Annotated in this window: 16 protein-coding genes; 11 read left to right on the forward strand and 5 right to left on the reverse strand. The window is 66.9% G+C overall.

The genetic code is table 11. The features are described from left to right. Positions 1–93: 93 nt before the first annotated feature. From AC5P8D_RS00800 to cysS, 3 genes are read right to left on the reverse strand one after another with little or no spacing between them, the layout of a single operon-like run. The gene (locus AC5P8D_RS00800; RefSeq protein ID WP_049482302.1) at positions 94–1,341 is read right to left on the reverse strand and encodes an MFS transporter; all 1,248 of its coding nucleotides are present in this window, start codon (positions 1,339–1,341) and stop codon (positions 94–96) included. Then, positions 1,338–1,790, reverse strand: a complete 453-nt coding sequence (locus AC5P8D_RS00805; RefSeq protein WP_010486631.1) for a SufE family protein — start codon at positions 1,788–1,790, stop codon at positions 1,338–1,340. The genes AC5P8D_RS00800 and AC5P8D_RS00805 overlap by 4 nt, the downstream gene beginning before the upstream one ends. Positions 1,791–1,843: 53 nt before the next feature. Next, positions 1,844–3,220 (reverse strand): cysteine--tRNA ligase, encoded by a 1,377-nt coding sequence (gene cysS / locus AC5P8D_RS00810; RefSeq protein WP_329840930.1) that lies wholly within the window; start codon positions 3,218–3,220, stop codon positions 1,844–1,846. Between the two features lie 188 nt (positions 3,221–3,408). On the opposite strand from cysS, the gene AC5P8D_RS00815 reads away from it, so the two are divergent. From AC5P8D_RS00815 to AC5P8D_RS00865, 11 genes are all read left to right on the forward strand, one after another. Then, positions 3,409–3,978, forward strand: coding sequence for a glycine zipper 2TM domain-containing protein (locus AC5P8D_RS00815; RefSeq protein ID WP_043400934.1), 570 nt, complete (start codon positions 3,409–3,411; stop codon positions 3,976–3,978). A 318-nt stretch (positions 3,979–4,296) separates the two neighbouring features. After that, a complete protein-coding gene (locus tag AC5P8D_RS00820; RefSeq protein ID WP_100473398.1) occupies positions 4,297–5,307 on the forward strand; it encodes an N-acetylornithine carbamoyltransferase in 1,011 nt (336 codons plus the stop codon). A gap of 86 nt (positions 5,308–5,393) precedes the next feature. Continuing rightward, positions 5,394–6,587: an argininosuccinate synthase gene (locus AC5P8D_RS00825; RefSeq protein ID WP_495202996.1), complete on the forward strand. Its 1,194-nt coding sequence runs from the start codon at positions 5,394–5,396 to the stop codon at positions 6,585–6,587. 132 nt (positions 6,588–6,719) lie between these two features. Next, positions 6,720–7,808 (forward strand): acetylornithine deacetylase, encoded by a 1,089-nt coding sequence (locus AC5P8D_RS00830; protein ID WP_010486641.1) that lies wholly within the window; start codon positions 6,720–6,722, stop codon positions 7,806–7,808. A 25-nt stretch (positions 7,809–7,833) separates the two neighbouring features. Next, positions 7,834–9,162, forward strand: a complete 1,329-nt coding sequence (locus AC5P8D_RS00835; protein WP_010486643.1) for an acetylglutamate kinase — start codon at positions 7,834–7,836, stop codon at positions 9,160–9,162. Positions 9,163–9,165: 3 nt separating this feature from the next. Then, positions 9,166–9,768, forward strand: coding sequence for a GNAT family N-acetyltransferase (locus tag AC5P8D_RS00840; protein ID WP_010486646.1), 603 nt, complete (start codon positions 9,166–9,168; stop codon positions 9,766–9,768). After that, positions 9,765–10,718, forward strand: a complete 954-nt coding sequence (argC, locus tag AC5P8D_RS00845; RefSeq protein WP_043400943.1) for an N-acetyl-gamma-glutamyl-phosphate reductase — start codon at positions 9,765–9,767, stop codon at positions 10,716–10,718. Before AC5P8D_RS00840 ends, argC begins: the two co-directional genes overlap by 4 nt. A gap of 20 nt (positions 10,719–10,738) precedes the next feature. Then, entirely contained in the window at positions 10,739–12,034 is a 1,296-nt protein-coding gene (gene argH / locus AC5P8D_RS00850; protein ID WP_019336646.1) for an argininosuccinate lyase, read from the forward strand. Continuing rightward, positions 12,034–12,297 (forward strand): YciI family protein, encoded by a 264-nt coding sequence (locus AC5P8D_RS00855; RefSeq protein WP_010486652.1) that lies wholly within the window; start codon positions 12,034–12,036, stop codon positions 12,295–12,297. Before argH ends, AC5P8D_RS00855 begins: the two co-directional genes overlap by 1 nt. Before the next feature lie 11 nt (positions 12,298–12,308). Continuing rightward, the gene (proB, locus tag AC5P8D_RS00860; protein ID WP_057503879.1) at positions 12,309–13,466 is read left to right on the forward strand and encodes a glutamate 5-kinase; all 1,158 of its coding nucleotides are present in this window, start codon (positions 12,309–12,311) and stop codon (positions 13,464–13,466) included. Continuing rightward, the gene (locus tag AC5P8D_RS00865; protein WP_071306032.1) at positions 13,463–14,734 is read left to right on the forward strand and encodes a glutamate-5-semialdehyde dehydrogenase; all 1,272 of its coding nucleotides are present in this window, start codon (positions 13,463–13,465) and stop codon (positions 14,732–14,734) included. The genes proB and AC5P8D_RS00865 overlap by 4 nt, the downstream gene beginning before the upstream one ends. Positions 14,735–14,841: 107 nt before the next feature. Here AC5P8D_RS00865 and pgaD read toward each other — a convergent pair whose 3' ends face one another. Together pgaD and pgaC are read right to left on the reverse strand one after the other, a co-directional pair. Next, positions 14,842–15,312 (reverse strand): poly-beta-1,6-N-acetyl-D-glucosamine biosynthesis protein PgaD, encoded by a 471-nt coding sequence (gene pgaD, locus AC5P8D_RS00870; protein WP_010486657.1) that lies wholly within the window; start codon positions 15,310–15,312, stop codon positions 14,842–14,844. Beyond that, on the reverse strand, positions 15,309–16,565 hold the full coding sequence (gene pgaC, locus AC5P8D_RS00875) for a poly-beta-1,6-N-acetyl-D-glucosamine synthase (RefSeq protein ID WP_010486660.1): 1,257 nt from the start codon (positions 16,563–16,565) through the stop codon (positions 15,309–15,311). The genes pgaD and pgaC overlap by 4 nt, the downstream gene beginning before the upstream one ends. Position 16,566: the final 1 nt, after the last annotated feature.

Genomic DNA, 16,566 nt, shown 5'->3' on the forward strand with positions numbered 1-16,566 from the left:
TTTTCGCGAAAAGAAAGTGACAAGCCCAATCATCGAGGGAGAGCAACGGCCCCAGCCAAACGCCCGGCGCCGCCGAATCCGCTGTTCGCAGCGTCACTGCAGGTCGCGAAGATTCAGTTTCCGCAATGTCGGGTTCTTCCAGGCCGTGATCCCGGCCACGCTCAGCACCGCGAACCCACCCAGCACCACGGCCGGCACCAGGCCGAGCAGCTTGGCCATCGTGCCGGCATAGAACGCGCCCAGCTCGTTGGACGAACTGATGAAGATGCCGTTGATCGAAGACACCCGTCCGCGCATCTCTTCCGGCGTGGCCAACTGCAGGATGGTCGAGCGGATCACCACCGAGACGCCATCGAAGGCCCCGTAGAACAGCAGGATCAGCGCCGACAGCCAGAAGTGCTGCGACAGGCCGAAGCCGATCACGCACAGGCCGAAACCGGCCACCGCGAACAGCAGTACGCGGCCGGCATTGCGGTGCAGCGGGTGGCGGGCCAGCCACAGGCCCACGCACACCGAACCGAGCGCCGGCATCGCGCGCAGGATGCCCAGGCCTTCCGGGCCGTGGTGCAGGATTTCATGCAGGAACGCCGGCAGCATCGCCACCACGCCGCCGAGCAGGACCGAGAACATGTCCAGCGCCATCGCCCCGACCATGATCCGGTTGCCGACCACGAAGCGCGCGCCTTCGGCGATGCTCTTGAAGATCGGCGCGGCGGGACCGGTGTGCACCGGTTCTTCCACCTTCAATGTAGCCAGGCAGGCCATCGCCACCAGCGCAAAGGCCGTAGCCACCGCGTAGGAGAGGCCCTTGCCGCCGAAGCCGACCAGCACGCCACCCAGTGCCGGACCAGCCACCATGCCGGCCTGGAACACCACCGCGCCGAGGCCTGCGCCGCGCGCGAACTGATCGCGGGCCAGCACGCGGGCGAACAGCGCGTTGTAGATCGGCGACAGGAAGGCGCGGACCATGCCGGTCAGGGCGATGGCTGCATAGATGGGCCACACGCCTTCAAACGGCAGCCAGCCCTTGGCCACGCTGGTCAGTACCAGCGCGGTGGCGATCAGCCCGGAACAGGCCGCCATGCCCAACCGACGCCGCGGCAGATGGTCGACCAGGTAGCCGGCGAATGGCGCCACGCAGAAGAACGGCAGCACCTCGGCCAGGCCGATCAGGCCCAGCGAGAACGGATTGCGGGTGACTTCGTAGATGTGCCAGCCGACGGTGACTGCCACCACCTGGTAGGACAGCATCGCGAAGATGCGGTAGGCCAGCAGCTTGGCGAAGCCGGGTCGGGACAGCAGGCCCAGCGCGGTGTCCTCGGCTGTGGCAGGCTCGCTCACGACGGATCGCGCTGCAGCTGGGCCTGCGCGGTCTCGCGGATGAAGGCCAGCATCGCTGCCACACCATTGCTGCGGGTCGGAGACAGGTGGCGGGCCAGGCCGATGTCCTGGATATAGCTCGGTTCGGTGGCCAGGATCTCCTGCGCCGAGCGCCCGGAGTACACGCGCAGCGCCAGGAAGATCAGGCCGGAGACGATGGCCGAATCACTGATGGCATGGAAGCGCAGCGACTGCGCATTGCCTTCCGGCACGATCCAGACCATCGACTGGCAGCCGAGCAGGCGATGCTCTTCGGTCTTCCATTCTTCCGGGAAGGCCGGCAGCTTGCGGCCGAGGTCGATCAGGTACTGGTAGCGCTCGGACCAGTCGCCGAAGAAGCCGAATTCCTCGGCGATGGCGGTCTGTGCCTCGGCGGCGGTGGGTTCAAGCGGGAACGGGGAGTCGGTCACAACAGTCTCTACGGTGGGGCGTGGCCGGCGTACCGGCCACGGGGCAGGGCAGGTCAGCCGCGCTTGCGCGACCAGCGCACGCCCTGCGGGGTATCTTCCAGCACGATGCCTTCGGCGGCCAGCTGGTCGCGGATGGTGTCGGAACGGGCGAAGTCGCGGGCCTTCTTGGCAGCGGCACGCTCGTCGATCAGGCCCTGGATACGGGCATCGTCGCCGTCATCGCCCGCAGCGGTACCGAACCATTGCGCCGGATCGGCCTGCAGCAGGCCCAGGGCCAGGCCGGCACCGAGCAGCTCGCCCTTCAGGCGCGCCTGTTCGGCCGGGTCGGTGGCTCGGCGTGCATCGGCAGCGATGCGGGCCACTTCGGCCAGCGCCTGCGGGGTGTTCAGGTCGTCATCCAGGGTCGCCTCGACCGTGGCCGGGATCGCCACGACCGCGTCGACCGACGCCAGTTCGCGCAGGGTGCCGTACAGGCGATCCAAGGTGCGCACCGACTGCTCGATCAGGCCATCGGACCAGTCCAGCGGCTGCCGGTAGTGGGCCGACAGCAGCGCCAGGCGCAGGGCTTCCGGCGGATGCTGGCGCACCAGGTCGTGCACGCGCTCGATGTTGCCCAGCGACTTGCTCATCTTGGCGCCGCCGAAGTTGAGCATGCCGTTGTGCAGCCAGAAACGGGCGAAGATCCTGCCACCGTGGGCGCATTCGCTCTGCGCGATCTCGTTCTCGTGGTGCGGGAACTGCAGGTCGACGCCGCCGGCATGGATGTCGATGGTCTCGCCCAGATGGGCGGCGGCCATCGCCGAGCATTCGATGTGCCAGCCCGGGCGGCCACGGCCCCACGGCGATTCCCAGCCGGGCAAGTCGTCGCTGGACGGCTTCCACAGCACGAAATCGCCGGGATCGCGCTTGTAGGGGGCGACATCGACACGGGCGCCGGCCAGCATCTCTTCCGGGTCGCGGCGCGAGAGCTTGCCGTAGCCGTCGAAGCTGGCCACCGCGAACAGCACATGGCCCTCGGCGGCATAGGCATGGCCGTTGGCGATCAGCTGCTCGATCATGGTGACGATCTGCGGCATGTGCGCCGTCACTTCCGGTTCGATGTCCGGCGGCACCACGCCCAGGGCGGCCATGTCTTCACGGTAGGCGGCAGCGAACCTGTCGGTGATGGTGCTGATCGGCACCCCCTGCTCGCGCGCGGCGGTGTTGATCTTGTCGTCCACGTCGGTGATGTTGCGCGCGTAGCGCAGGCCACCGAAACGGCGCCGCAGCAGGTCGGCCAGCACGCCGAACACCACCGGGCCACGGGCGTTGCCGATGTGCACGTAGTTGTAGACCGTGGGGCCGCACACATACAGGGTCGGACAGGCCGGGTCGAGCGGGATGAACGGTTCGAGCTGGCGAGTCAGGTTGTTGTGCAGGCGCAGGGTCATGGGGCTGTGGCTGGGGGACAAGCCTGTGATTTTAGAACGTGTCGGCCCCCTTTGGGGGCACCGCCTGCCACCGGTGGACGCCGGGGCCATCCAAGGTGGGGTGGGCAGGAGCAGCGTGGACGGGTAATGTTCAGCCCCTTGCGCTCGCCACTGCCTACACTATTGCCGTGTCCTTGCTCCCTTCGCCAATGAAATCCACCGCGTTGCTGACCCTGGCCTGCCTGTCGGCGCTGGCCGCCGTGGCCCAGGCGCAGGAGGCCGAGCCCCGCAACCGGGTGGTGATCGTGGAGAACGTGAAGTTCGACTACGCGCAGGTGCTGAACGTCGAGCCCGTGTTCCAGACCCTGCGCGCGACCCGCACCGAAGAACACTGCGAGCCGGTCTCGACCCGGACCCTGGCGCCGGTCAATGTCACCGGCGAGGAGCCGGTTGAGGACAAGGGCCGGATCAGCCGCTTCTGGGACTCGGTGCGCTCGATGTTCAAGCGCAGCGATGAAGAGGTCTCCGAGGACACCGCCGCCGAGTCACCCGCCCCGGCGCCGGCACCGGCCAACAATGGCCCGATGCTGACCCGTGACTGCCGTATCGTGCCGGTGGGGCGTGAATTCCGCAGGCCCATCGCCTACGACGTGGATTACGTCTACAAGGGCACCAAGTACCGCTCACGGCTGCCGGAAGACCCCGGCAACCGGCTCAAGATCCGGGTGTCGATCACCCCCTGGGTCGGCCCCGAGCAGGGCGCCACGGGCAATCCCTGATTCTGCGACCCCGGCCCCTTGCGTCGGCCCCGGCCGCATGCAAAGATGGTTGACCATGAAGCTCACCGACTTCCAGCACGACAGCAGCGCAGCCCGACAGGCGTCGGGCATGACCTCGCGTGCGCGTCGACCGGAACCCCACATTCTCGCTGGGTAACCGGAGCTTTTTGCTGTTCGTCCGAAAAAAACCCAGCCGCCCGGCTGGGTTTTTTCGTTTCTGCGTTCTGAAAGCTGCAACTGCAACCTTTTCGTTCCACCTTTGCTTCCTGTTTTCCCTTCCACCGCGTCGAACCCGGCGCCGCCACGCAAGGAAAGATGATGTCCCCCAAGCACTTCCTGAACACCCAGGACTGGAGCCGCAGCGATCTCGACGCGCTGCTGACCCAGGCCGCGCTGTTCAAGCGCAACAAGCTCGGCGACCAGCTCAAGGGCAAGTCGATCGCGCTGGTGTTCTTCAACCCGTCCATGCGCACCCGCACCAGCTTCGAACTGGGCGCGTTCCAGCTCGGCGCCCACGCGGTGGTGCTGCAGCCGGGCAAGGATGCGTGGCCGATCGAGTTCAACCTCGGCACGGTGATGGATGGCGATACCGAAGAGCACATCGCTGAAGTGGCCAAGGTGCTGGGCCGTTACTGCGACATCATCGCCGTGCGCGCGTTCCCCAAGTTCATCGACTGGGCCTACGACCGCCAGGACATCGTCCTCAACAGCTTCGCCAGGTACTCGCCGGTGCCGGTCATCAACATGGAGACCATCACCCATCCGTGCCAGGAGCTGGCCCACATCATGGCCCTGCAGGAGCACTTCGGCACCCAGGACCTGCGTGGCAAGAAGTACGTGCTGACCTGGACCTACCACCCCAAGCCGCTGAACACCGCCGTGGCCAACTCGGCGCTGACCATCGCCACCCGCATGGGCATGGACGTGACCCTGCTGTGCCCGACCGCCGACTACATCCTCGACGACCGCTACATGGGCTGGGCCGAGCAGAACGTGGCCGAGAGCGGCGGTTCGCTGAAGATCAGCCATGACATCGACAGCGCCTACGCCGGCGCCGACGTGGTCTATGCCAAGAGCTGGGGCGCGCTGCCGTTCTTCGGCAACTGGGAGCCGGAAAAGCCGATCCGCGACCAGTTCAAGCACTTCATCGTGGACGAGCGGAAGATGGCGCTGACCAACAACGGTGTGTTCAGCCACTGCCTGCCGCTGCGCCGCAACGTGAAGGCCACCGACGGCGTGATGGATTCGCCGCAGTGCATCGCCATCAACGAAGCCGAGAACCGCCTGCACGTGCAGAAGGCGATCATGGCCGCCGTTGCCGGGCGCTGAGAAGCATCAGTCGAGCATGGCTCGACTCTACATAGACGAAGTCGAGCATGGCTCGACGACACACACGAACAGGACATACCCTCCCCATGAGCAACAAAGACGTCGTTCTCGCCTTCTCCGGCGGCCTGGATACCAGCTTCTGCGTGCCGTACCTGCAGGAGCGTGGCTACAACGTGCACACCGTGTTCGCCGACACCGGCGGCGTGGATGATGAAGAGCGCGATTTCATCGAAAAGCGCGCCGCCGAGCTGGGCGTGACCAGCCACGTTACCGTCAACGGTGGCCCGGCCATCTGGGAAGGCTTCGTCAAGCCGTTCGTGTGGGCCGGTGAAGGCTACCAGGGCCAGTACCCGCTGCTGGTGTCGGACCGCTACCTGATCGTCGATGCCGCGCTCAAGCGCGCTGCCGAACTGGGCACCAACATCATCGCCCACGGCTGCACCGGCATGGGCAACGACCAGGTGCGCTTCGACCTGGCAGTGAAGGCGCTGGGTGACTACCAGATCATCGCGCCGATCCGCGAGATCCAGAAGGAACACACCCAGACCCGCGCCTACGAGCAGAAGTACCTGGAAGAGCGTGGCTTCGGCGTGCGCGCCAAGCAGCAGGCCTACACCATCAACGAGAACCTGCTGGGCCTGACCATGTCCGGCGGCGAGATCGATCGCTGGGAAGCACCGGGCGAGGGCGCCCGTGGCTGGTGCGCACCGCGCAGCGAATGGCCGGAAGCACCGCTGACCGTCACCCTGAAGTTTGTCGAAGGCGAAGCCGTCGAGCTCAACGGCAAGGTACTGCCGGGCGAGCAGATCCTGGCCCAGCTCAATAAGCTGTTCGCCCCCTACGGCGTCGGCCGTGGCGTGTACACCGGCGACACCGTGATCGGCCTGAAGGGCCGCATCGTGTTCGAGGCACCGGGCCTGGTTTCGCTGCTGGCCGCACACCGCGCGCTGGAAGATGCGGTGCTGACCAAGCAGCAGAACCGCTTCAAGCCGGATGTGGCGCGCAAGTGGGTGGAGCTGGTGTACGAAGGCTTCTACCACGACCCGCTGAAGACCGACATCGAAGCGTTCCTGAAGTCCTCGCAGGCCAAGGTCAACGGTGAAGTGGTGCTGGAGACCCGTGGTGGCCGCGTCGATGCAGTGGCGGTGAAGTCGCCGCACCTGCTCAACACCAAGGGTGCCACCTACGCGCAGTCGGCCGACTGGGGCGTGGAAGAGGCCGAGGGCTTCATCAAGCTGTTCGGCATGAGCTCGACGCTTTACGCGCAAGTCAACCGCTGAGCGGTTGACCACGCATTCCACCTCAACCCTGCGCCGTTGGCGCGCCCCCTTCAACAAGAAGGGGGCTCTCCACCAGACGCATTCCGGTAGCGCCGGGCCATGCCCGGCGGAATTCCACAGGATTGTTGATTCATGCTTGAACAGACGCTCGATCACCTGCAGGCGCTGGTGTCCTTCGACACCCGCAACCCGCCGCGTGCGATCACCACCGGTGGCATCTTCGATTACCTGCGCGCGAACCTGCCCGGCTTCAACGTCGAGGTGATCGACCACGGCGCCGGTGCGGTCAGCCTGTACGCCGTGCGCGGGACGCCGAAGTACCTGTTCAACGTACACCTGGATACCGTGCCGGATTCGCCGCACTGGAGTGCCGACCCGCACGTGATGCGCCGCCTGGACGACCGCGTGGTCGGTCTGGGCGTGTGTGACATCAAGGGCGCGGCCGCCGCACTGGTGGCCGCAGCCAATGCCAGCGACGGTGACGCAGCCTTCCTGTTCTCCAGCGATGAAGAAGCCAACGATCCGCGCTGCATCGCTGCGTTCCTGGCCCGTGGCCTGCCGTATGAAGCGGTGCTGGTGGCCGAGCCGACCATGAGCGAGGCGGTGCTGGCGCACCGTGGCATCAGCTCGGTGCTGATGCAGTTCGCTGGCCGCGCGGGGCATGCCTCGGGCAAGCAGGATGCAGCCGCCAGCGCGCTGCATCAGGCCATGCGCTGGGGCAACCGCGCGCTGGACCACGTGGAATCGCTGGCGTCGGCGCGCTTCGGCGGGCTGACCGGCCTGCGCTTCAACATCGGTCGCGTCGAAGGTGGCATCAAGGCCAACATGATCGCGCCCGCTGCCGAAGTGCGCTTCGGTTTCCGTCCGCTGCCGTCGATGGATATCGATGCGTTGCTGGCGACCTTTGCCGGCTTCGCCGAGCCGCAGGCGGCACTGTTCACCGAAACCTTCCGTGGCCCCAGCCTGCCGGCCGGTGACATCGCCGAAGCCGAGAACCGCCGCCTGCTGGCGCGCGACGTGGCCGATGCGCTGGACCTGCCGATCGGCAACGCGGTGGACTTCTGGACCGAGGCCTCGCTGTTCTCGGCCGGTGGCTACACCACGCTGGTGTTCGGCCCGGGCGACATCGCCCAGGCCCACACCGCCGACGAGTTCGTGACGCTGGAGCAGCTGCAGCGCTACACCGACGCCGTGCACCGCATCATCGCCGCCGGCGCCTGATTCTTCCCTTTCCGACGAAACCGAAATGTCTCCTGCCCTCCAGCCCCACCGCCAGACCCGCCAGACCATCGTGCGCCTGCTTTCCAGCATGGCCAGCGCGAAGGAGATCAGCCAGTACCTCAAGCGCTTTTCGCAGCTGGATGCCAAGCGCTTCGCCGTGGTCAAGGTCGGCGGCGCGGTGCTGCGCGACGACCTCGACGCGCTGACCTCCTCGCTGTCGTTCCTGCAGGAGGTCGGTCTGACCCCGATCGTGCTGCACGGCGCCGGCCCGCAGCTGGATGCCGAGCTGTCGGCCGCTGGCATCGAGAAGCAGACCGTGAACGGCCTGCGCGTGACCTCGCCGGAAGCGCTGGCGATCGTGCGCCGGGTGTTCCAGCAGTCCAACCTGCGCCTGGTCGAGGCGCTGCAGCAGAACGGCGCGCGCGCCACCTCGATCACCGGTGGTGTGTTCGAGGCCGAGTACCTGGACGTGGACACCTACGGCCTGGTCGGCGAGGTGAAGAAGGTCAACCTGGCGCCAATCGAGGCCAGCCTGCGCGCCGGTTCGATCCCGGTCATCACCAGCCTGGGTGAGACCGCCGGCGGCCAGATCCTCAACGTCAACGCCGACTTCGCCGCCAACGAGCTGGTGCAGGAACTGCAGCCGTACAAGATCATCTTCCTGACCGGCACCGGCGGCCTGCTGGACGAGCAGGGCAACGTGATCGATTCGATCAACCTGTCCACCGAGTACGACCACCTGATCGCGCAGCCGTGGATCCACGGCGGCATGAAGGTGAAGATCGAACAGATCAAGGATCTGCTTGATCGCCTGCCGCTGGAATCGTCGGTGTCGATCACCCGTCCGGCCGACCTGGCCAAGGAACTGTTCACCCACAAGGGCTCGGGCACGCTGGTACGCAAGGGCGAGAAAGTACTGCGCGCCACCGCCTGGGACGAACTGGACCTGCCGCGCCTGAAGGGCCTGATCGAATCCAGTTTCGGCCGCACCCTGGTGCCGGACTACTTCGAGAAGACCAAACTGTTGCGTGCCTATGTCAGCGAGAACTACCGCACCGCGGTGATCCTCACCGACGAGGCAGAGGGCGTGTACCTGGACAAGTTCGCCGTGCTCGACGACGCGCAGGGCGAGGGCCTGGGCCGCGCAGTATGGAACGTGATGCTGGAGGAAACCCCGCAGCTGTTCTGGCGCTCGCGCCACGGCAACCCGATCAATCACTTCTACTACGCCGAGTCCGATGGCTGCTACAAGCAGGATCAGTGGAAGGTGTTCTGGTTCGGTGCCGATGGCATCGACCGGATCAAGACCTATGTCGATCATTGCGCGCAGCGCACCCCGAGCCTGCAGGGCTGAGCGATGAGCAACCTCGATGCCTGGAACACGGTTCCCACCCTGCGCGGCCAGCACGTAACCCTGCAGCCGCTGCAGATGGAGCACGTGCCGGGCCTGCGCGATGCGCTTGAAGGCAGCGGCCTGGACCAGCTCTGGTACACCCAGGTGCCGTCACCGCAGCGGGTCGAGCACTATGTGCAGGCCGCGCTGCAGGCGCAGGCTGAAGGCAAGGTGCTGCCCTTCGTGATCCGCGATGCGGCGGGTGAGATCATCGGCAGCACGCGCTTCTACGACATGGATGCCGGGGTGCCCAAGCTCAGTCTCGGCTACACCTGGTATGCGCCGCGTGTGCAGCGCACCGGCGCCAACACCGAAGCCAAGCTGTTGCTGCTGCAGCACGCCTTCGAGGCCATGGGCTGCATCAGCGTGGTGCTGGAAACCAGCTGGTTCAACTTTACTTCGCGTACCGCCATCGCCCGCCTCGGCGCCAAGCAGGACGGCGTGCTGCGCAACCACAAGCGGCATGCCGACGGCACGCCGCGCGACACCGTCATCTTCTCCATCATCGATGCGGAATGGCAGGGCGTGAAGCGCCACCTGCAGTACCGCCTGGACAGTCACGCATGAACGATTCGACTTTCACCCTGGGTATCGTCGGTGCCCGCGGCCATACCGGTGCCGAGCTGATCAAGCTGGTGGCCGCCCATCCGCGGCTGAAACTGGCTTTCGTCTCCTCGCGCGAGCGCGCCGGGCAGCGCCTGTCCGATCACCATCCGGAATTCCAGGGTGACCTGCAGTACGAGAACCTGGACGCCGACGCGGTGGCCGCCAAGGGCGTGGATGCGGTGATCCTGGCCCTGCCCAATGGCCTGGCCGCGCCGTTCGTGGCCGCGCTTGAAACCGCGAAGCCGGACACTGTCATCGTCGATCTCTCGGCCGACTACCGCTTCGACAACAGCTGGTACTACGGCCTGCCGGAGCTGACCCGCGGCCGCTACAACGGCCAGAAGCACATCAGCAACCCGGGCTGCTATGCCACGGCAATGCAGCTGGCGGTGCATCCGCTGCTGGACCTGCTGGCCGGTCCGCCGCAGTGCTTCGGTGTCTCCGGCTACTCCGGTGCCGGTACCACGCCGTCGGACAAGAACAACGTTGAACTGCTGGCCGACAACCTGATGCCGTATGCGCTGACCAACCACGTGCACGAGCGCGAAGTGTCCGTGCAGCTGGGCGTGGCGGTCGAGTTCATGCCGCACGTCGCGCCGCATTTCCGTGGCATCACGCTCACCGCCAATCTGTGGCTGAACCGGGTGCAGACCCGCGAGCAGATCGTCGAGCGCTTCCAGCAGGCCTATGCCGGCGAACCCTTGATCGAAGTGGTGGATGAAGCGCCGTGGGTCAGCCGCATTGCCGGTCGCCACGGTGCCCAGGTCGGTGGCTTCACCCTGGCCCCGGGCGGCAAGCGGGTCGTGGTGGTGGCGACCTTGGACAACCTGCTCAAGGGCGCGGCCACCCAGGCCATGCAGAACCTCAACCTCGCGCTGGGCATCGACGAACTGACGTCGATCCCGCACTGAACACGTATTCCGGAGCCCCCATGGCAGACCTTCTTTGGCAGAAGCCCGGCGTCGCCGTCGACGCCCAGATCCAGACCTTCCTCGCCGGCGACGACGTGATCCTCGATCGCGAATTCTTCCTGCACGACATCGCCGCCAGCGCCGCGCATGCACAAGGCCTGCAGCACATCGGCATCCTCAGCGCCGACGAGCTGGAAGGCCTGCTGCGCGAACTGGAGATCCTGGCGCAGGACTTCCGCGAAGGCCGCTTCGTGCTGGATACGCAGTACGAAGATGGCCACTCGGCGATCGAAGCGCGGTTGACCGAACGCCTCGGCGACGCCGGCCGCAAGATCCACACCGGCCGCAGCCGCAACGACCAGATCCTGGTGGCCACCCGCCTGTGGCTGAAAGAGAAGCTGCAGCGCGTGGCGCAGCTCAGCGCCGAAGTGGCCAAGGTCGCGCTGGACCGTGCGCAGGCCGAGAAGGACCTGCCGATACCCGGCTATACCCACATCCAGCGTGCCGTGGTGTCCTCGGCCGGCATGTGGTGGGCGGGCTGGTCCGAGGCCTTCATCGACAATGCCATCCGCGCCCGTGACACCCATGCACTGATCGATGCCAACCCGCTGGGCACCGCCGCCGGTTATGGCGTCAATCTGCCGCTGGACCGCGAACACACCACGGCTGCGCTCGGTTTCGCGCGCATGCAGATCTCGCCGATCTACGCGCAGCTGTCGCGGGGCAAGTTCGAGCTGGCCGCGCTGGAAGCCCTCGGTGGCGCCACCCTGGACCTGCGCCGCATCGCCTGGGACCTGTCGCTGTTCACCAGCGCCGAGTTCGGCTTCGTCGCACTGCCGGCGCAGTACACCACCGGCAGCTCGATCATGCCCAACAAGCGCAACCCGGATGTGATCGAGCTGATGCGCGCCACCCATGCCAGCGTCGCCGCCGCGCGCACCGAGATCGAGCAGCTGCTGTCGCTGCCGTCGGGCTACCATCGCGACCTGCAGTCGTCCAAGGGCGCCATCTTCCATGGCTTCGGCCGTGGCCTGGCCGCGCTGGAGCTGCTGCCGGCGCTGCTGGCCAATCTGGAGTGGCGTGACGACAGGCTGCGCGCAGCGATCGACTCGGGCATGTATGCCACCGACGTTGCCGTGGAAGCGGCCGTGGCTGGTGTGCCGTTCCGCGAGGCCTACAAGGCCGCTGCGGCCGGTGCCGATAGTGCAGGGCAGGGGCGCACGCCGGAAGGCAGCCTGGCCGCTCGCGTGTCGCCGGGTTCGGCAGCCGACCTGCGCCTGGATGAACTGCGCGCGCGCTGGCAGGCGCTGTCCTGATGGCGGGCACGGTCTACCTGGTGTTGGCCATGCGCCGGCCCGGTTTCAATGCCGCCGCCGTGCAGCCGCATCGTGACTTCCTCGATGCGTTGCAGGCGCAGGGAAAGCTGCAGCTGACCGGCGGCTTCGCCGATGGCAGCGGTGGCGCCTATGTGCTGTGCAACGTGGACAGCCTGGCGCAGGCACAGGCCATCGTCGCCACCGATCCGCTGGTGACGATGCAGGCCTCCGACCTGACCGTGCACGAATGGAACACTCGCTGAGAGCCTGACCGATGATCCAGCACGCTGCCCACGTCGCCTCGCCGTTCCCCGAACAAGCGCTGCCACCATGGCGGCGTGCAGTGCTGAAGGTCGGCAGCAGCCTGCTGGCAGCCGATGGCGGCGGCCTGTCGCCACGCCACGCGCTGGGCCTGGCACAGTTCGTCTCTGCCAATGTACTGGCCGGGCGTGAGGTAGTGATCGTATCGTCCGGCGCGGTCGCTGCCGGGCGCGCGATCCTGCCGCGGGCCGATGAGCCCGGCGCGGCGATGGCGGCGCGGCAGGCGCTGGCCGCGCTCGGCCAGGCCCAGCTGATCGGGCTCTGGCAGCGCTTCTTCGAGCGCCCGGTGGCGCAGGTGCTGCTGACCCACGACGACCTGCGCAACCGCCGCCGCTACCTCAACGCACGCGCTACCCTCAACGAACTGCTGCGGCTGGGTGCGTTGCCGGTGGTCAACGAGAACGACACCGTGTCGGTGGACGAGCTCAAGCTCGGCGACAACGACAACCTGGCCGCGACCGTGGCGGCGCTGGTCGATGCCGATGCACTGTTCATCGCCACTGACATCGACGGCCTGTACAGCGCCGACCCGCGCACCGTGGCCGACGCGCGGCCGTTGCACGACGTGCCGGAACTGAGTGACGAGGTGCTGGCGATGGCCGGTGGCGCCGGCTCGCGCGCTGGTACCGGCGGCATGCGCACCAAGCTGGAGGCGGCGGCGAAGGCCGGTCGCCTCGGCATAGAAACCTATCTGTTCAATGGCCGCAGTGGCGACGTGGTGCGCGCGCTGGCGCAGGATCGCCTGTTCGGTACCCGTATCCACGCCGCACGCAGCCGCGAGGCCGCACGCAAGCACTGGCTGCGGCACGCGCCGCTGGTCGAGGGCGCGATCGTGATCGATGCCGGCGCGGCGCAGGCCATGCGCGAGAAGGGCGCCTCGCTGCTGCCCGGTGGCATCACCGGCGCGGAGGGCGTGTTCCGCCGTGGCGACATGGTGCAGGTGTGCTGGAACGCGCCGCAGGGCCGTGTCTGCGTCGCGCGCGGCGTCAGCCAGTACGCGGCCGATGATGTGCGCCGGATCGCCGGCCGCCATTCGCGCGACATCGAGGCCGTGCTGGGCTACAACTACGGCGGCAGCGTCGTCCATCGCGACGATCTGGTGCTGCCATGACCGGTTTGAAGGACTCCCCGATGAGCGACATCGAAACGCAGGCGCGTGCCTGCCGTGACGCGGCCCAGAACGTTGCCGGCCTCGACAGTGCGGCCCGCCGCACGCTGCTGCTGGCCATGGCACAGGCGCTGGAAGTGAATGCCGGGCTGATCCTTGCCGGTAATGCACGTGACCTCGCCGCCGCGCGCGACAAGGGCGTTGGCAGCGCCATGCTCGACCGCCTGGCGCTGGACCCGGCACGCCTGTTCGCGATGGCCGAAGCCGTGCGTGAGGTCGCCGCGCTGCCCGATCCCGTCGGCCAGATCACCCGCGACGATGCGCGTCCAAACGGCATCCGCGTGCAGAAGGTACGCGTGCCGCTGGGTGTGATCGCAATGATCTATGAGGCGCGCCCGAACGTGACCGCCGAAGCGGCTGCGCTGTGCCTGAAGGCCGGCAATGGCGTGATCCTGCGCGGTGGCTCCGAAGCGATCCATTCCAACACAGCCATCGCCCAGGCGTTGGCGGGCGCGCTCAAGGCCAATGGCGTGCCACCGGCGGCGGTGACCGTGCTGACCGACCTGCGCCGCGAAGCGATGCTGGAACTGCTGCAGCTGCATGAACTGATCGATCTGGCGATTCCGCGCGGCGGCGAAGGCCTGATCCGCTTCGTTGCCGAACATGCGCGGGTGCCGGTGATCAAGCACTACAAGGGTGTCTGCCACCTGTTCGTGGATGCCAGCGCCGACCTCGGCAAAGCCATCGATCTGCTGGTGGACGGAAAGTGCAGTCGTCCGTCGGCCTGCAATTCGCTGGAGACCCTGCTGGTGCACCGCGATGTGGCCGAAGCGTTCCTGCCGCGCGTGGCACAGGCGCTCGGCGAGCGCGGCGTGGAGCTGCGCGCCGACGCGGCTGCGCAGCCGTTGCTGCCGGGTAGCACCGCAGCCACCGATGCGGATTACGCCGCCGAGTTCCTGGATCTGGTGCTGGCCGTGCGGGTGGTGGATGACCTCGATGCGGCCATCGCGCACATCCGCCGCTATACCTCCGACCATACCGAAGTGATTGCGACCGAAGACGCGGTCCACGCCGAGCGCTTCGTCAACGCGCTGCGTTCGGCGGTGGTGATGGTGAATGCCTCATCGCGCTTTTCCGATGGTGGACAGTTGGGCCTGGGCAGCGAGATCGGTATTTCCACCACGCGCCTGCACGCCTACGGCCCGATGGGCCTGGAAGCACTCACCGTCGAACGATTTGTCGTGCGCGGTGAAGGGCAGACGCGCACGTAGATCCACGCCGTGCGTGGATGCTCTTCGCGGTAGACCCCGGTGCCGACCAAGGTCGGCATCTACCAAAGCAAGTGCCGACCAGGGTCGGCACCCACCGGGTTGTCGGGTTACACCACCTCGCGGCGGATGCCGATCGGCCGCGCGTGATCGTCCATGTGCAGCGTGGCGGCCTTGCAGCCGAGCAGGCGCTCGGCCAGCCCGGTGCTGGCCCCCAGGTCGGCGGCCACTTCGTTGAGGCTGGCCAGCGGCCGCGGCAGGCGCCGGTCGTGGCCGCGGAAGCGCGCGCGGTTGTACTCGGCCCAGCCGATCAGCAGCACGCTGGCGCACAGCAGCATCAGCGGCAGCGCCACCAGCACATAGGGGTCGAACTGGTTCTTGCGCTCGTACAGCTGCTGCCAGGCCATCTGCCCGCCGATCAGCCACGAGAGCAGGGTCACCAACGGTGCCCACAGGTAGAAGTAGAACCCCCAGAACGCGAGGGTGACGAAGCCCCAGGCGGTGCGCTGGAAGCGTGGTTGGCGATGCGGCTTGCGGATCATCCGCGAGTCGAAGCGGTTGGACGGGCGTTGTGCGTTCATCGGATCCCCCGATCGGGACTGGTCCAGGTGGCGCGCTTGCTGCGACGGCGCAGCAGGGTTTTCGGCAACGCCACCAGGGTGGTGGAAAGGCTGATCAACCAGTACGCCATCGGGTACCAGATGACCCAGAAGTAGTTGCGTCCAATCTGTGTTTCGTAACGACGGTCGATGATCAGGCTGCTGGCGAACTGCAGCAGGCAGACCAGGGCCAGGATCACGCCGTGCCATTCCGGCAGCAGGCTGGCGATATGCAGCTGCGGCGGCAGTTCGATGAACTTGCCCAGCGCCCACAGCACCACGATGAACAACATGGTGTAAGCCCAGATCACGCTCAGCACGTACTCCAGCAGTACGCCCCACATGCGCCGCTCCTTCCAGTGCAGCAGCGAGCGGGCGTGGCGCAGCATCACCTCCACGCCACCCTGGGCCCAGCGCAGCCGCTGCCTCCACAGCCCCTTCAGCGTTTCCGGCATCAGGATGAAGCACAGTGCGTTGGGTTCGTAGCGAATGTCCCAGTGCGCCCGCTGCAGGCGCCAGCTGATGTCGATGTCTTCGGTCACCATGTCGTCCGACCACCAGCCGACCTGGTGCAGCGCGGTACGACGGAAGCCGGCGATCACCCCGGAGATGGTGAAGATGCGCCCGTATACGCGCTGCGCGCGCTTGATCATGCCGATGATCGAGGAGAACTCGGCCACCTGCAGGCGTCCGAGCAGGGTGGAGCGGTTGCGGATGCGCGGATTGCCGGTCACCGCGCCGACCCGGTTGCCGCTGACCAGGTGCCAGATCATCCAGTGCAGCGCGTGCTCCTCCAGCATCGCGTCGCCGTCGATGCACACCAGGTACTCCGAACGCGCGGCGAGTGCACCCATGCGCAGCGCATTGGCCTTGCCCAGGTTGCGGTCCAGGTGCAGCACGCGCAGCCGTGGGTGCTTTGCCGCCAGGGCGTCCAGCCGCGCACCGGTGTCGTCGCTGCTGCCGTCGTCGATGGCGATCACTTCGTAGTCGGCCGGGTAGCGCTGTGCCAGCGCCGCGCCGAGCGTGTCGTCGAGGTTCGCGGACTCGTTGTGACAGGGAATCAGCAGGCTCGCGAACGGTGGATCGACCATCAGCGGCGGGTCGTTGCGTGGACGCGAATGGCGTTCGCGCCGGAAGTAGTAATACAGGCCGCCCGACATCCAGAAGAACGCCATCACCATCGGGTAGTAGAAGGCGAACTGGAACAGGACCTGCAGCAACGGATGCATGTCCATG

The organism is Stenotrophomonas sp. YJH_SMC_101-4, assembly GCF_059370395.1.

What these genes read in the sequence shown, in the direction of transcription:
- cysS (WP_329840930.1), bottom strand. Translation starts at nt 3,220, where the DNA reads ATGACCCTGCGCCTGCACAACAACCTGACTCGCCAGCTCGAACCGTTC.
- AC5P8D_RS00815 (WP_043400934.1), top strand. Translation starts at nt 3,409, where the DNA reads ATGAAATCCACCGCGTTGCTGACCCTGGCCTGCCTGTCGGCGCTGGCC.
- AC5P8D_RS00820 (WP_100473398.1), top strand. Translation starts at nt 4,297, where the DNA reads ATGTCCCCCAAGCACTTCCTGAACACCCAGGACTGGAGCCGCAGCGAT.
- AC5P8D_RS00825 (WP_495202996.1), top strand. Translation starts at nt 5,394, where the DNA reads ATGAGCAACAAAGACGTCGTTCTCGCCTTCTCCGGCGGCCTGGATACC.
- AC5P8D_RS00830 (WP_010486641.1), top strand. Translation starts at nt 6,720, where the DNA reads ATGCTTGAACAGACGCTCGATCACCTGCAGGCGCTGGTGTCCTTCGAC.
- AC5P8D_RS00835 (WP_010486643.1), top strand. Translation starts at nt 7,834, where the DNA reads ATGTCTCCTGCCCTCCAGCCCCACCGCCAGACCCGCCAGACCATCGTG.
- AC5P8D_RS00840 (WP_010486646.1), top strand. Translation starts at nt 9,166, where the DNA reads ATGAGCAACCTCGATGCCTGGAACACGGTTCCCACCCTGCGCGGCCAG.
- argC (WP_043400943.1), top strand. Translation starts at nt 9,765, where the DNA reads ATGAACGATTCGACTTTCACCCTGGGTATCGTCGGTGCCCGCGGCCAT.
- argH (WP_019336646.1), top strand. Translation starts at nt 10,739, where the DNA reads ATGGCAGACCTTCTTTGGCAGAAGCCCGGCGTCGCCGTCGACGCCCAG.
- AC5P8D_RS00855 (WP_010486652.1), top strand. Translation starts at nt 12,034, where the DNA reads ATGGCGGGCACGGTCTACCTGGTGTTGGCCATGCGCCGGCCCGGTTTC.
- proB (WP_057503879.1), top strand. Translation starts at nt 12,309, where the DNA reads ATGATCCAGCACGCTGCCCACGTCGCCTCGCCGTTCCCCGAACAAGCG.
- AC5P8D_RS00865 (WP_071306032.1), top strand. Translation starts at nt 13,463, where the DNA reads ATGACCGGTTTGAAGGACTCCCCGATGAGCGACATCGAAACGCAGGCG.
- pgaD (WP_010486657.1), bottom strand. Translation starts at nt 15,312, where the DNA reads ATGAACGCACAACGCCCGTCCAACCGCTTCGACTCGCGGATGATCCGC.
- pgaC (WP_010486660.1), bottom strand. Translation starts at nt 16,565, where the DNA reads ATGGACATGCATCCGTTGCTGCAGGTCCTGTTCCAGTTCGCCTTCTAC.